General features: G+C 67.0%; 12 protein-coding genes and 1 tRNA gene. 9 read left to right on the top strand and 4 right to left on the bottom strand.

The genetic code is table 11. From position 1 onward, the window contains the following. Nucleotides 1-2: 2 nt before the first annotated feature. From ABFG95_RS18175 to ABFG95_RS18185, 3 genes are all read left to right on the top strand, one after another. Nucleotides 3-1262: a YeaH/YhbH family protein gene (locus ABFG95_RS18175; protein ID WP_054495498.1), complete on the top strand. Its 1260-nt coding sequence runs from the start codon at nt 3-5 to the stop codon at nt 1260-1262. Next, nucleotides 1259-2809 carry a SpoVR family protein gene (locus ABFG95_RS18180; RefSeq protein WP_049071186.1) on the top strand — a complete coding sequence of 517 codons (1551 nt, stop codon included), beginning with the start codon at nt 1259-1261 and terminating at the stop codon, nt 2807-2809. The genes ABFG95_RS18175 and ABFG95_RS18180 overlap by 4 nt, the downstream gene beginning before the upstream one ends. 183 nt (nt 2810-2992) lie before the next feature. Continuing rightward, nucleotides 2993-3083: transfer RNA gene (locus ABFG95_RS18185), tRNA-Ser, on the top strand. Between the two features lie 161 nt (nt 3084-3244). Here the strand turns inward: ABFG95_RS18185 and ABFG95_RS18190 are convergent. Then, nucleotides 3245-4102, bottom strand: a complete 858-nt coding sequence (locus ABFG95_RS18190; RefSeq protein ID WP_059269275.1) for a LysR substrate-binding domain-containing protein — start codon at nt 4100-4102, stop codon at nt 3245-3247. An 83-nt stretch (nt 4103-4185) separates the two neighbouring features. On the opposite strand from ABFG95_RS18190, the gene ABFG95_RS18195 reads away from it, so the two are divergent. Together ABFG95_RS18195 and ABFG95_RS18200 are read left to right on the top strand one after the other, a co-directional pair. After that, a complete protein-coding gene (locus ABFG95_RS18195) occupies nt 4186-4566 on the top strand; it encodes a tautomerase family protein (protein WP_049071188.1) in 381 nt (126 codons plus the stop codon). Nucleotides 4567-4958: 392 nt separating this feature from the next. After that, nucleotides 4959-5735: a putative nucleotide-diphospho-sugar transferase gene (locus tag ABFG95_RS18200; RefSeq protein WP_278990420.1), complete on the top strand. Its 777-nt coding sequence runs from the start codon at nt 4959-4961 to the stop codon at nt 5733-5735. A gap of 64 nt (nt 5736-5799) precedes the next feature. Here ABFG95_RS18200 and ABFG95_RS18205 read toward each other — a convergent pair whose 3' ends face one another. Then, nucleotides 5800-6516, bottom strand: a complete 717-nt coding sequence (locus ABFG95_RS18205; protein WP_278990418.1) for a GNAT family N-acetyltransferase — start codon at nt 6514-6516, stop codon at nt 5800-5802. Between the two features lie 131 nt (nt 6517-6647). Between ABFG95_RS18205 and ABFG95_RS18210 the strand changes: the two genes are divergently transcribed. Together ABFG95_RS18210 and ABFG95_RS18215 are read left to right on the top strand one after the other, a co-directional pair. Continuing rightward, on the top strand, nt 6648-7613 hold the full coding sequence (locus tag ABFG95_RS18210) for a helix-turn-helix domain-containing protein (RefSeq protein WP_049071190.1): 966 nt from the start codon (nt 6648-6650) through the stop codon (nt 7611-7613). A gap of 151 nt (nt 7614-7764) precedes the next feature. After that, nucleotides 7765-8415 carry a DsbA family oxidoreductase gene (locus ABFG95_RS18215; protein WP_068953077.1) on the top strand — a complete coding sequence of 217 codons (651 nt, stop codon included), beginning with the start codon at nt 7765-7767 and terminating at the stop codon, nt 8413-8415. A gap of 22 nt (nt 8416-8437) precedes the next feature. Here ABFG95_RS18215 and ABFG95_RS18220 read toward each other — a convergent pair whose 3' ends face one another. Beyond that, the gene (locus tag ABFG95_RS18220; protein ID WP_059269278.1) at nt 8438-9712 is read right to left on the bottom strand and encodes a hypothetical protein; all 1275 of its coding nucleotides are present in this window, start codon (nt 9710-9712) and stop codon (nt 8438-8440) included. Nucleotides 9713-9735: 23 nt separating this feature from the next. Further along, nucleotides 9736-10728 carry a tripartite tricarboxylate transporter substrate binding protein gene (locus tag ABFG95_RS18225; RefSeq protein WP_054416286.1) on the bottom strand — a complete coding sequence of 331 codons (993 nt, stop codon included), beginning with the start codon at nt 10726-10728 and terminating at the stop codon, nt 9736-9738. Between the two features lie 143 nt (nt 10729-10871). On the opposite strand from ABFG95_RS18225, the gene ABFG95_RS18230 reads away from it, so the two are divergent. Both ABFG95_RS18230 and ABFG95_RS18235 read left to right on the top strand, forming a co-directional pair. Beyond that, nucleotides 10872-11777 carry a LysR substrate-binding domain-containing protein gene (locus ABFG95_RS18230; RefSeq protein ID WP_049071196.1) on the top strand — a complete coding sequence of 302 codons (906 nt, stop codon included), beginning with the start codon at nt 10872-10874 and terminating at the stop codon, nt 11775-11777. A gap of 158 nt (nt 11778-11935) precedes the next feature. Beyond that, on the top strand, nt 11936-13414 hold the full coding sequence (locus ABFG95_RS18235; RefSeq protein WP_278990413.1) for a glutamate-cysteine ligase family protein: 1479 nt from the start codon (nt 11936-11938) through the stop codon (nt 13412-13414). Nucleotides 13415-13423: the final 9 nt, after the last annotated feature.

Below are 13423 nucleotides of genomic sequence, written 5' to 3' on the forward strand. Positions count from 1 at the left end.
TCATGAATTCACTGATCGATCGCCGTCTTAACGGGCGCAACAAGAGCGCCGTTAACCGGGAGCGCTTTCTGCGGCGTTACAAGGACCAGATCCGCAAGGCGGTCCACGGGATGATCCGCGACCGCTCGATCCAGGACATGGATCAGGGCGGCGAGATCAACCTGCCCGCCCGCGATATTTCCGAGCCGACCTTCCGGCACGGCGCGGGCGGCGACCGGGAAATGGTGCATCCGGGCAATCGCGAGTTCGCCAAGGGCGACACGTTCGACCGGCCTCAGGGGGGAGAAGGCCAGGGCGGCTCCGAGCCCGGCGAGGGCGAGGCGGTCGATCAGTTCACCTTCAGCCTGTCGCGGGCCGAATTCCTCAACCTGTTCTTCGAAGACCTGGAACTGCCTCACCTGGCGCGCACCCAGCTGGGCGAGGTCAGCCAGAAGAAATGGCAACGCGCCGGCTATACCACTACCGGCTCGCCCAGCATGCTCAGCATCAGCCGCACGCTGAAGTCGTCGCTGGCGCGGCGGGTGGCGCTGAGCGTGAAGGCGCGCGCCGACCTGGAAGACGCGGAAGAACGCCTGGCCAAGGCCAAGGCGGCGGGCGCGCCCGCCGACCAGATCAAGGCCCTGGAGCAGGACGTCGAGGACTGCCGCGAGCGCCTGGCGCGCGTGCCGTTCCTGGACGATCTGGACCTGCGCTACCGCAACCGCGTGTCGGTCGCGATCCCGATGGCGCGCGCGGTCATGTTCTGCCTGATGGACGTGTCCGGCTCGATGGACGAGGGCAAGAAGGACCTGGCCAAGCGCTTCTTCACGCTGCTGTACCTGTTCCTGTCGCGCAAGTACGAGCACGTCGACCTGGTCTTCATCCGCCATACCGACAATGCCGAGGAAGTGGACGAGCAGACCTTCTTCTACGATCCCAAGAGCGGCGGCACCATCGTGCTGTCGGCGCTGGAGCTGATGCGCGAGATCGTCGAGAAGCGCTATCCGCCCACGGCCTGGAACGTGTATGCGGCGCAGGCCAGCGACGGCGACTCGTTCGGCGCCGACGCGGGCAAGAGCGCGCGCTTTTTGGCCGAGCACCTGCTGCCGGCCACGCGCTACTTCGCCTATATCGAGGTGCCCGACTCGCAGGAGGCGCGCAAGAGCAGCCTGTGGGCGGAATATGAACAGAAGCTGGCGCCGCATTTCGTGATGCGGCGGATTTGCGATCGCGGGGAAATCTATCCCGTGTTCCATGACCTGTTCAAGAAGGAAACCGCATGAATGCCATCCTGGGCGCACTGGTGGAGCCGGAATCGGCCGACAGCCCCCGGCCGTTGTCGCAAGGTTCCGAATGGACGTTCGAACTGATCCAGTCCTATGACGACGCGATCTCGCAGGTCGCGCGCGAGTACGGGCTGGACACCTATCCGAACCAGATCGAGGTCATCACCTCGGAGCAGATGCTGGACGCGTACGCGTCGGCGGGCCTGCCCATCGGCTATCCGCACTGGTCGTACGGCAAGGAGTTCATCCGCAACGAGCAGTACTACCGGCGCGGCATGCAGGGCCTGGCCTACGAGATCGTGATCAACTCCAACCCCTGCATCGCATATCTCATGGAAGAGAACTCCATGACGATGCAGGCGCTGGTGATCGCGCACGCCTGCTACGGCCATAACTCGTTCTTCAAGGGCAACTACCTGTTCCGCCAGTGGACCGACGCCGACGGCGTGCTGGACTACCTGGTGTTCGCCCGCAAGTACGTGATGGACTGCGAGGACCGCTACGGCATCGACGCGGTGGAGGCGCTGCTGGATTCCTGCCACGCGCTGTCGCACCATGGCGTGGACCGCTACAAGCGGCCGACGCCGATCTCGTACAAGGAAGAGGCCGCGCGCCAGGCGGAGCGCCAGGAGCACGCGCGGCTGCAATACAACGACCTGTGGCGCACGCTGCCGCGGCTGGAGGCCGACAAGGACGAGCGGGTCGCCGCGTCGGTGTTCCCGCCCGAGCCGGAAGAGAACCTGCTGTACTTCATCGAGAAGTATTCGCCCAAGCTGGCGCCGTGGCAGAAAGAACTGGTGCGCATTGTGCGCAAGGTGGCCCAGTACTTCTATCCGCAGACGCAGACCAAGGTGATGAACGAAGGCTGGGCCACGTTCTGGCACTACACCATCCTGAACCGGCTGCACGAGAAGGGACTGGTCAACGACGGCTTCATGATGGAGTTCCTGCAGAGCCACACCAACGTCGTCAGCCAGCGCGGCTTCGACGAACGCGGCTACGGTGGCATCAACCCGTACGCGCTGGGCTTCGCGATGATGTCGGATATCCGCCGCATCTGCGAAAAGCCCACCGACGAGGATCGCCGCTGGTTCCCGGACATCGCGGGAGGCGATTGGCTGAAGACGCTGGACTTCGCCATGCGCAACTTCAAGGACGAGTCCTTCATCTCGCAGTACCTGTCGCCGCGCCTGATCCGCGAGTTCCGCTTCTTCGCGATCTCGGACCACCAGGCCAATCCCAAGCTGGAGGTCGCCGCGATCCACGACGACGAGGGTTACCGCGACATCCGCCGCCTGCTGGCCGCGCAGCACAACCGCGACAATCTGGTGCCGGACATCCAGGTGGTCCGCTTCAACCGCGACACCGACCGTTCGCTGGTGCTGCGGCACCTGAAGAGCCGCGGCCGGCCGCTCGCGGCCGAGGACGCGGAGCAGGTGATGAAGCATCTGGCGCGGCTGTGGGGCTTCCGGGTGCGGCTGGAGGAGACCGAACCCGACGGCACCGTCAGTTCGTACCGCGAGCAGGATCCGCCCAACGCTTGAGCGGCCAAGGGCTGCCCCGGGCAACTGCGTCCGGGGCGGTCGCCACCGGGTGCGCACGGGCGCCCGTGGCAAAAAGGGGACGCAATCGCGTCCCCTTTTTTCTGGGGCCGCCGCGCCGCTGCAGCTTTCTTGCCGATCTGCTAGAATCGCGGATTCGCATTTTCAGCAATGCGTACCGGATCAGGACAGGTGGCCGAGTGGTTGAAGGCGCACGCCTGGAAAGCGTGTATACGTCAAAAGCGTATCGGGGGTTCGAATCCCCCTCTGTCCGCCAAGAATCTAGCAAGAGCCGTCCCGGCGCAGCCCGTTGGCGCTTTGCCCCGAAAACCCGCATGAACATTGGTTCTGCGGGTTTTTTGTTGTCCGGAGGATCGCCGGCGGCGACGTTCTCCTTTGTCGGGGGCCCGAAGGGGGGCGTGGCATCGCTTGCAGATCCTAGCTTCGCGCCACGCCGCGAAAGGCTGCCGAGAGCGCGGCCAGCGCATCCCGCGCGCGGCTGTCCCGGACCCGGGTGTGCAGAAGGATGGGCAGCCGCGGCAGGTCCGGCAGCCCCAGCCTGGGGCCGACGTCGACCGCGCCGAACGGCACCATGCGCGGGGCGAGCGCGGCAACCCCCAGCCCGGCCATGACGGCGGCGGCGACCGTCATCACGCCGCCGCCGACGAAAACCTCGGTCCAGGGCATGCCGGCCTCGTCGAGCAGTTGTCCGGCCAGGGCGCGCACGCCGCAGGGTTCCGCCATCGTGGCCAGCGGCAGCGGCTCGCCCGCGCGATGCTGCCAACCCGGCATCGCGAACCAACCGAATTTTTCTTCGGCCAGGATTTCCCCATCGCCGCGCCCCGCCTGGAAGCGCACGATCACTGTATCGAGTTCGCGGCGGTCGAAACGTTGAAGCAGTTCCGCCGACGATCCGATCCGGATCTCGATCAGCAGGTGAGGATCCTGGGCATTCATGCGCGCGATCAGCGCGGGCAGTTCCGGACCCGCGACGTGGTCGCTGATGCCGATGGCAAGGCGCTGCCGCGTTCCTCCAACGACCGAGATCGCCCGGTCATGGGCTTCGATCAGCTTGCGCGCATGTTCAAGAAAGGTCGCGCCCTGGGCCGAAAGCTCCACGTAGCGCGGCGTTCGCTCGACCAGTCTGAAGCCCAGCCTTTCTTCCAGCCGTTTCAGCTTCAAGCTGACCGCGGCCTGCGTGGTCCGTGACGCTTCGGCGGCGCGGGTGAAGCTGCCCAGCTCGGCGATGCGGATGAAGGCTCTGACGGCTTCCAGGTCAAGGGCACGCTTTGTCATTTCAAAATTTTATCGTTGAAATAAAAATGGATAAGTTATCAGAATAGATAATAGGCCACGGGACCACAAAGGAGGAATTTCCCATGCCATTCGCTCAAATCTCGTTGCGTTCCGGAAAGACGGAGGCCTACCGGCAGGCCATCTTCGACGGCGTTTACCGCGCGCTGCATGAAACGTTCGACGTGCCCGAAGATGACCAGTTCATGGTCATGACCGAGCACGAGGCCGCCAACTTCCGCTACGGCGCGACCTATTTTGATATCGCTCGCAGCGACGATCTCGTGTTCATCCAGATCACCGCGAACAATACGCGCACGCTGGAACAGAAGAAGGCGCTGTTCCGGCGGATTGCGCAGCTGCTCGGTGAAAATCCCGGCCTGCGGTCGGAGGACGTGTTCGTGAATCTCGTCGAGGTCTTGAAGGAAAACTGGTCGCTGGGAGGCGGCCTCGCGCAGTACGCCTGATCCGGCCGACGACAGGATTCTCGTGTAGGCGGCCAGGCCGGCCGCCGCGAGCAGGTTGGCCTTGGACGGGTCGCGCTTGCCGCGACCCGCGGCGCGAGCGGCATTCGAGAAAGCCGGTTGAAAGTTCTGTTGGGCCTGGAAAGGCGCTTCAGAGGGAAGCCGCGCGAAGAATGTTTCAGCGTGACGATTTGGATTTCGACTGATTGCAATAGCATCGACGCTTATCGCGTCGATCCATAAACTCCGCCTGCGCTTCGACCCCGTGCCCGTCTCGCCCGCCCTCTGTGCGTCGCATGACGGCGGGAGGAGCGTTGTGCGAGCCTGCCGCCGCGCTGTCGCCATGACGTTGCCGGTACGCCCGCTTTACCTGATCTCGAAAAGCGTGGCGCATCATGTTCGATTGGTTTCGACGCAAGTGGTTCGGCTGGTCCGCGGAGCAGACGCGGGTGGTTCCGAGCTTTCCGGGGCCCGACAAGGCGGCGCCGGCCGGGCGGGGAGGCAGCGCGACGGGCATGGTGGTGGCATTCTTCACCCGCGACAGTATTTACGAGACGGAAAAGAACCGCCTGCTGCGCTCGGCGCAACGGCTGGGGCTTGCCGTCGATGCCGAACCGATCGAGTCCACCGGGTCCTGGGTGCGCAACGCGTCCATGAAGCCGTCGGTGCTGGTCGCCATGCGCAGGAAACACACGGGGCCGTTGTTGTATGTCGACGTGGACGCGGTGTTCCACCGCGATCCGTGGCCGACGCTGGCGGCGCTGGACTGTGACATCGCCGCCTACCATGAGCCCGAAGGCCATTTGCTGAGCAGCACGCTGTTCATCAACCATACGCCGGCCGCCGCCGAGCTGTTGCAGGCCTGGGCCCAGGCCTGCGCGGAGAATCCCGAGGAGTGGGATCAGCGGGTGCTGGAGCGCCTGCTTGCCAGCGATGCCGCATCGGCCGCGCCGCGCTATCGGCAGGCGCGTCTGCCCGTCGCCTACTGCTGGATCTTCGACAAGACTGACAACGCGCCGTGCGCCGAGGTGTTCATCGAGCACCTGCAGGCCAGCCGGGAAGCCACGCAGCGCAAGCGTTTTTTCGGCAGGCCGGTGCGCGCGGTCAGGCGCCGCCGGGATAGGGTGCGCGCGATCGAGCGGATCCTGTTCGATCGGGACGCGGCGCGATAGCGGGCGCTGCCGCCCCGGCATGTCAGCGCCGCCAGGCGGCCGTTCGATCTACGGTCGGGCAACTTCAAAGACAGGCGGATTCGTGCGTGTCCAGCGCTGTAATGCGGTGGAGCTGAAAAGTCTGCCGCGTCCGGAAGCCCAGGCGCTGGTAGAGCGCGATGGCCGCCGCGTTGTTGTCGCGGACATGCAGGAACGGTGTGTCGCCGCGCAGACGGATATCGCGCCGTAGTCGATCCATCAGACGGCCGGCAAGGCCCTGGCCACGGCAACTGGCGTCCACGCACACCGCGCTGATCTCCACGTAGCCGTCCAGCCGCATGCGTTCACCGGCCATGGCGACCAGGCGGCCCCGGCGCCGCATGCCGACGTATTGGCCGGTCTCGATGGTGCGCGGACCGAACGGGCCCGGCCGCGTGGCGGCGGCCAGCGCCATCATGTCGGCGACGTCGCTCGCGCCCAGCGTCAGTAAATCCTGCTCGTCGTCGGCGGCGGGGGCGGGGCCTTGGTCGATCATCTGGAAGAAGGAGAACAGCGGCTCCGAGTGCAGGCCGTCGAGCGGGGGCGGCAGATACAAGGCCTGCAGCATGGCGGGCGTGTCCGGGGCAATGAGTCGCCGCAGCGCGTCGAAGGCGTCACGCGTGGTGTTGCGCACGGCGGCGAAGGGCGCGACGTCGGGCATGTAACGCGCGGCCAGGCCATCGCCTTGGCGCAGGTGCGCCTGGCGGCCGGCCAGGGCGAACCAGGCCGGATTGTCGAGCTGGGTCTGATCGGGGTGTTCCATGATGGGGGTCTCGTTTGTGGGACTCCGTGGGACCGGACGGATGCCGGGACCGTTGAATCCGAGAGAATTCTAGACAGCGCGAGAGGCGCCGATCTATAGTCGTAAATGACAATATTCGGGTTATTTACGACATGCGCATCTGCCTGCTCGCGCTGGATGGGGTGTTCGACACCGGCCTGACGGCGCTGCTGGACACCTTCGACACCGCCAACGAACTGGCATCCATGCAGTCGGATGCGCCGGCGCCGTTCGAGGTGACCGTGGCAGGCGTGGGCCGGCGCATCCGCACCGCGCTGGGACTGTCCATGGCGGTGCGGCCGGCCGGCGAGGTGGCGCGGCCGGATTGGGTCGTGGTGCCAGCGCTGAACGCCAAGACGCCGCCCAAGCTGCTGGCCGCGCTGGCGCGGCCCGACGTGGTGCGCGCCAAGGCGCAGTTGCGCGCATGGCGCGGGCAGGGCATCGGGGTGGCGGCGGCGTGCATTGGCACTTTCGTGGTGGCCGACAGTGGTCTTCTGGATGGACGCGAGGCCACCACCACCTGGTCGCTGGCGCCGCTTTTCCGCGAGCGCTACCCGACGGTGCGCCTGGATGACACGCGCATGATTGTTGCCGGTGACGGCTTGGTGACAGCGGGCGCGGCCATGGGGCACCTGGATCTGGCGCTGTGGTTGATGCGGCAGGCCAGCCCCGGGCTGGCGGAGGTGGTGGCGCGATTCCTGTTGATCGACAACCGTTCGTCGCAGGCGCAATACATCATCCCCGACTTCCTGGCGCATGCCGATCCGCTGGTGGCGCGCTTCGAGCGCTGGGCGCGCGAGAATCTGTCCAGGGGCTTTGCCTTGCAGGAGGCGGCCGCGGCCCTGCGCGTGCATGCCAGAACGCTGCAGCGGCGCACCGAGCTGGTCCTGGGCAAGTCGCCGCTGGCGTTTGTGCAGGACCTGCGGGTGCAGCGCGCGCGGCAGCTGGTGGCCAATGGTTGCGACCTGGACACCGTTGCGGCGCAGGTCGGCTATGCCGACACCTCGACGCTGCGCAGCCTGTTGCGCAGGAAGCTCGGGCGCGGGGTGCGGGAATTGCGGCGCGACGCCGGGGCCTGAGGCGGCCCGGCATGGGCTGCGCGCGGGACGCGCGGCGGGGCATGAGGATACGGCGCGAACATAGCGGCGCCCTGGCCCTGGCGCATCCAGGGTTTCTTGATCGACGCGCGCCGGTTTGGTCTACGCTTGAGGACTGTTCCCGGAGATTGCCATGTCCAAGATCACTATCGATTTCGTGTCCGATGTTGCCTGCCCGTGGTGCGCGGTCGGCCTGGGAGGCCTGCTGGCCGCCATTGAGCGTGTGCGGGATGAGGCCGAGGTCGAATTGCATTTCCGGCCGTTCGAACTCAACCCCGACATGCCCAAGGGCGGGCAGAACACCATCGAACGACTCATGGCGAAGTACGGCTACAGCCGCGAACAGGTGCAGGCCAATCGCAAGGTCATCAGCGAACGCGCGGCGGCCGTCGGCATGCGCATGCGCATGGCCGATGACAACCGCTCGTTCAATACCTTCGATGCCCATCGCCTGCTGTACTGGGCGGGCCTGGAAGGGCAGGGCAGCCAGACGGCGCTGAAGAAGCGCCTGCTGGAGACCTATCACTACGACAACCAGGACACCAGCGACGTCGAGGTGCTGGTGCAGGCGGCGGCCGACGCCGGCCTGGACGCGGCCGAGGCGCGCGCGGTGCTGGCCTCGGGCCGCTACACCGAAGAGGTGCGCAAGGAAGAGGCCGAGTGGCGCGATCGCGGCATCACGTCGGTGCCGTCGGTGATCCTGAACGGCAAGTACCTGGTGTCCGGCGGACAGCCGCCGGACGTGTTCGAGCAGGCGCTGCGCCAGGTGGCGCGCGAAGGTTGAGGGGCCGGCGCCACCGCCGGGTTCAAGTCCGCACGATCGGCGCGACGTCCAGCACGTACATCTGCCGCTCGCCTTCGTGCACCGAGTCGATGCAGACCTGGGTGCCATCACGGCTCCAGCGGGGATGCAGGTCGCAGCGGTTTTCCTTGGACAGCTTGGGGTCGGCGTAGAAGCTGCCGAGGTCATGGCGCTGCCCGGTTTCCATGTCGTACAGGAACAGGACGCGTTCGTGAGTGACGGGATCGGGATAGGTGTCGCTCAGCAGCCAGCGAGTGTCCACGGGCGAGAAGGTCATGTGGCCGTTTTCGGTGAGGATGCCGTCGCCCACCACCTGCACCGGGCCGCCGTCGGCGTCTTCGTATAAGTGGTAGTGGATGCTGCCGGCGTGCGGGCCCCAGACGATGATCGAACGGTCGTCGCGCCACAGCGGATGCGAGATCTGGTATTCCGACTTCTCGTAGTCGAAGGTGCCGACCGCGGCCGGGTCGAAGTCGGCGGCCAGTTGCGGCAGGGGGTGGTCGGAACATTCCAGCAGGCGCATGTCGCTGCCGTCCGGGTTCATGGTGATGAGGCGGTGCAGGAAGCAGGTCTCGTCCTCGACCCGCTCGGTCCAGCGGTGCAGGAACAGGATGCGCGTGGACGAGGGGTTGACCTCGATGTGGCTGACCCAGTGGATGGCGCGTTCCATCGACGCGCGCGGATGGAAATTGCGCAGGTCGGCGTAGCTGACCAGCAGGCGGTGGTCGCCGCTGTCCAGGTCGAGCGCATGGATGCCGTCGTCGGCCGGGGCGTTGGCCACGGGGCCGGGCGCGTGCTCGCTGTAGCCGATGGTCTGGTGCGTGATGTAGAGCCTGCGGTAATCCACGCACAGCGCGTAGCGGCTGTTGGGCGCGGCGACATAGATGGGCAATGGCAGGTAGCGGGTTTCGCCGCTGGCGAGGTTGTGCACGGCCGAGCGAAAGCCGGGATAGAAGCCGCTGCCGTCATCGCGGCGGCAGTTGTAGATCAGCTGCGGTTCGGCCTTGCCGTCCAGCCATTGCAGCTGGCAGCCCATCTGCCAGTTCCATGCCGTGGTGGCGCCGACGGCGTGGTAGCGGCCGCCTTCATGCAGGTCGAAGTAGCCGACCTCGGCATGCAGGCCGGGCGTGAGCACCGCATCCTTGAAGGCGGTCCGATTGGCAAGCAGATAGCGGCCGCTCTGGTGCCAGACGGTCTTGTTGTAGTAGCCGAAGAAGTGGTGGCCCGGCGGGCCACCCAGGCGCCGGCAGGCGATGGCGGGAGTGGTCATGCGATTCATCAATGAAGGAAGGGGAAGGGCGTTCAGCCGGCGCTGATGTGTTCGGTTTCGATGACCTTGTTCCAGCGGGCGCGCTCGCGCTCGACGAAGGCGCGCGCCTCGGCCGGGCTGTTGCCCACCGGCGTCATGCCCAGGTGCTCGAGGCCGGCGCGGAATTCCGGATCGGCGTAGACGCGGCGCAGGTCGGCGCTGAGCTTGTCGATCAGCGCGTCGGGCACGTCCTTGCCGGCGGCCAGGGTGGTCCAGGAGGTCACGGTCAGGCCAGGCAGGCCGGCCTCGGCGGCGGTGGGCACGTCGGGCAGTGCGGCCGAGCGCGTGGCGCCGGTGATGGCCAGCGCCTTGAGCTTGCCGGTCTGGATGTAGCCGATGGTGGTGGGCACGTTTTCGAACAGCAGCTGGATCTGGCCGCCGATCAGGTCGTTGATGGCGGCCGAGCTGCCGCGATAGGGAATGTGCGCGATCGGGGCCTGCGCGGCCATTTTGTAGAGTTCGCCTACCATATGCACCGAGGAGCCGACGCCGGCCGAGCCGAAATGCAGGCTGTCGGGGCTGGCCTTGGCCTGGGCGGTGAGTTCGGCCAGGGTGTTGGCCTGGAGCGTCGGACTGGCCACGACCACGTGCGGCATCTCGGCGACGATGGTGATGACCTTGAGGGCGTCGGCAGGGCGGTAGTTCAGGTGCTTGTAGACGCCGTAGGTGGCATGCAGGCCGATGGAGCCGAGCAGCAGGGTGTAGCCGTCGGGGTCGGATTCGGCGACGAATTTGCCGCCGATGTGGCCGCCGGCGCCGGGCCGGTTCTCGACCACGACTGGCTGGTTGTAGAGCTTGCCCAGGTACTTGGCCAGCAGCCGGCCCTGGATGTCGGAGCTACCGCCGGCGGTGAACGGCACGATGATTCGTAACGGGCGGTCCGGATAATTGGACTGGGCCTGGGCGGCGAACGGCAGGGCCGCGCTCGCCAGGGTCAGGCAGAAGGCTTGCAGGACGCGGCGGCGCCAGGGACGGCTTGAACGCATGGTATTTCCCCTACAGCGGTTGGTTTTCGTTGGGGTGCGGGAGCAAGAGCACCTGAGGAGCCACGAGTGTAGGAGTCGATAAGTATTTGAAAAAATTCTTTTTTCGGCATAGTCTATGCAAGTTTGCTATACCCTGTGACCCCATGAGCCGACCGCTGAATTTCCGTCAGATCGAAGCCTTCCACGCGGTAATGCTGGCCGGCACCACCACCGGCGCGGCGCAAATGCTGCGCACCACGCAACCCTCGATCAGCCGCCTGCTGGCGCAGGCGCAGCAGGCCAGCGGCCTCAAGCTGTTCGACATGGAGCGTGGCCGCCTGCGGCCGACGCGCGAGGCCAAGGACCTGTTCGATACGGTCAAACGCCACTTCGTCGGCCTGGAGCGCATCGAGGACCGCGTGGCCGCCATGCGCCGCAGCGGCAGCGGCGTGCTGCGGCTGGCCTGCACGCCGGCGCTGGGCCTGGGCATGTTGCCCGGCGCGGTCGAGGAATTCGCGCAGCGCTATCCCGATGTGCACATCAACATGCAGACGGTGGGCAGCCAGTACCTGCGCGAAGGCCTGCTGCATGGCACCTATGACGTGGTGGTGACGACGGTGCCGCTGGACGGCGCGCACCTGGCGCTGCAAACCCTGCACGAGAGCGCCGCGGTCTGCGTGATGCGGCCGGATCATCCGCTGGCCGCGCTGCCGGCCATCGGCATCGCGGACCTGAACGAGCGCCGGCTGCTGGTGCTGAACGCGGACGACGACGTGTACCTGCAGTTGCGCGGCGCGATGCTGGCGCACCAGGTGCAGCCGGTGTCCGAAATCGAGACCACTTATTCTTCGACGATCTGCGCGCTGGCCGCGGCCGGCACCGGGCTGGGCATCGTCAATCCCTACATTGCCGACGTGTTCGCGCAACAGCTGTCGATACGGCCGTTCACGCCCAAGCTGCCCGTGCGGGTCTGCATGGCGTATCCCGCGCAGACGGCGCCGTCGGTGGTGACCGAGGCCTTCGTCGATATTCTGACGCGGCGCTTCCAGGACATGGCCGAGCCCGCCTGAGGCGATCGCGCCGGCCGCCGGGGAACGCCGGCGCCATCGGTGTTACTCAGCTTGCGGCGCGCCCCGCGCCAGAAGAACAAGGAGACAGTCTTGATGCACGCCGCCACCGCTTCCGTTCCGCCTGTGCGGACCCGTCCGCGCGCCGCCGGAGCGGCGCGATGACGGCGCGCGCGGGACGCACGCTGGGACTGGAGATGGAAATGGCGGTGGCGCGGCGCGATACCGGCGCCAGCCATCCGGTGGACGGCTACTTCGAGGCCCTGGCCGCGATCAAGGCGGCGCGCGGCGAGGCGCCGGACCTGGCGCGCATCGACGGGCGCATTGTGGGTGTGTCGGTGGCGGCCGGCGAGAGCGGCCTGGACAATGGCTTCAATCTGCTCGAGACCGCGTTCGCCCCGGTGTCCGAAGACGAGGGCGGACTGGATGAACTGGCGCGGCGCGCCACGCGTGAATTGCACGACGCCTGCCGCGCGCTGGAAGCGGAAGGCGCGGTGCTGCTGAACGCGTCGGAACACCCGGATTGCACGCTGGACGCGTCGTGGTACGCGGCGGTGCACGTGCCGCGTCCGATCTACCGCGAGCTGGTGGACCATCGCGAATGGCTGCATCGCGTGGGGATCGACGCCAAGGCCCAGAACAGTCCGTGCACCTCGGTGGACGTGACGCAGGCGGCGCGCGCGCTCAATGTGGTGCTGGCACTGGCGCCCGCCAGTATTGCGCTGTTTGCCAACAGTCCGCTGGAGAGCGGTCGCGTCACCGGCCTGAAGGAGAACCGGCTGACGGTGTGGGACCGCATGTTCCGCCATTCGCGCTATGCCGGCGACCACCACCTGCAACGCCTGCCCGAGCGGCCGTTCGTGGATCTGGGCGATTACTTCCGCTGGATGTTCGCGCCCGGCACCGCCAGCCGCTGCCTGCCGCTGGCGACGGACGATGGCTATAAGTCGGCCACCGGGGTGTACCTGCGCGGATCGCCCTGCCTGTCGGCGTTCCTGGCGTCGGATGGATGGCCGGGCCGCCGTTCGGACACCGGCGAAAACCTTTGCATCGCGCCGCGGGGCGCGCACTTCGAGTACTCGCAGTTTGCGCACTTCCTCGATGCGCGCTGGCGCTACCGGCTGGCGACGCCGCCGTCGCTGGAGGCGTTGCGCGAGGCCTGGCGGCGGCCGGGCGGCATCGAGGAGCTGTATGCGCAGCTTGGCGCCGACGGCTATATCGAAGGCCGTGCGCCCGGGGCCGGTTTTGCCGACGCGCAACTGCTGCGGGAGGCGGGGCGCGAGATCGCGGCCACGCTGGTGATGGCGCCGTCGGCGCTGCAATTGGGCCTGATGCGCAATCTGTCGCAAGCCGAAGACCTGCTGCGCGCATGGGGCTGGCTGCGGCTGCGGGCCATGCGCGCCGACGCCATGCGCAACGCGCTGCACGATCCCGCGGTGCACGCGCTGGCCGGCGAGGTGCTGGCAGTGGCCGAAGGCGGGCTGGCGCCGGGAGAACGCCATTGGCTCGGCTACGCGCGCTACGCGCTGGCCGCGCGCAGCAGCGGCGCGGACCGCCTGCTGCGCCTGTGGCACGAACTGGACGGCGATCCGAGGCGCCTGGCCAAGGTGTGCGAGGCCCGGGCGGTGGTGCCGCTCTGAATCGCGCGG

Source organism: Achromobacter sp. HNDS-1 (assembly GCF_040084795.1).
Lineage (GTDB): Bacteria > Pseudomonadota > Gammaproteobacteria > Burkholderiales > Burkholderiaceae_B > Achromobacter > Achromobacter ruhlandii.

Bases quoted from the DNA above. Each gene is read 5' to 3' on its own strand.
- ABFG95_RS18175 (WP_054495498.1), top strand. From the start codon at position 3: ATGAATTCACTGATCGATCGCCGTCTTAACGGGCGCAACAAGAGCGCC.
- ABFG95_RS18180 (WP_049071186.1), top strand. From the start codon at position 1,259: ATGAATGCCATCCTGGGCGCACTGGTGGAGCCGGAATCGGCCGACAGC.
- ABFG95_RS18190 (WP_059269275.1), bottom strand. From the start codon at position 4,102: ATGACAAAGCGTGCCCTTGACCTGGAAGCCGTCAGAGCCTTCATCCGC.
- ABFG95_RS18195 (WP_049071188.1), top strand. From the start codon at position 4,186: ATGCCATTCGCTCAAATCTCGTTGCGTTCCGGAAAGACGGAGGCCTAC.
- ABFG95_RS18200 (WP_278990420.1), top strand. From the start codon at position 4,959: ATGTTCGATTGGTTTCGACGCAAGTGGTTCGGCTGGTCCGCGGAGCAG.
- ABFG95_RS18205 (WP_278990418.1), bottom strand. From the start codon at position 6,516: ATGGAACACCCCGATCAGACCCAGCTCGACAATCCGGCCTGGTTCGCC.
- ABFG95_RS18210 (WP_049071190.1), top strand. From the start codon at position 6,648: ATGCGCATCTGCCTGCTCGCGCTGGATGGGGTGTTCGACACCGGCCTG.
- ABFG95_RS18215 (WP_068953077.1), top strand. From the start codon at position 7,765: ATGTCCAAGATCACTATCGATTTCGTGTCCGATGTTGCCTGCCCGTGG.
- ABFG95_RS18220 (WP_059269278.1), bottom strand. From the start codon at position 9,712: ATGAATCGCATGACCACTCCCGCCATCGCCTGCCGGCGCCTGGGTGGC.
- ABFG95_RS18225 (WP_054416286.1), bottom strand. From the start codon at position 10,728: ATGCGTTCAAGCCGTCCCTGGCGCCGCCGCGTCCTGCAAGCCTTCTGC.
- ABFG95_RS18230 (WP_049071196.1), top strand. From the start codon at position 10,872: ATGAGCCGACCGCTGAATTTCCGTCAGATCGAAGCCTTCCACGCGGTA.
- ABFG95_RS18235 (WP_278990413.1), top strand. From the start codon at position 11,936: ATGACGGCGCGCGCGGGACGCACGCTGGGACTGGAGATGGAAATGGCG.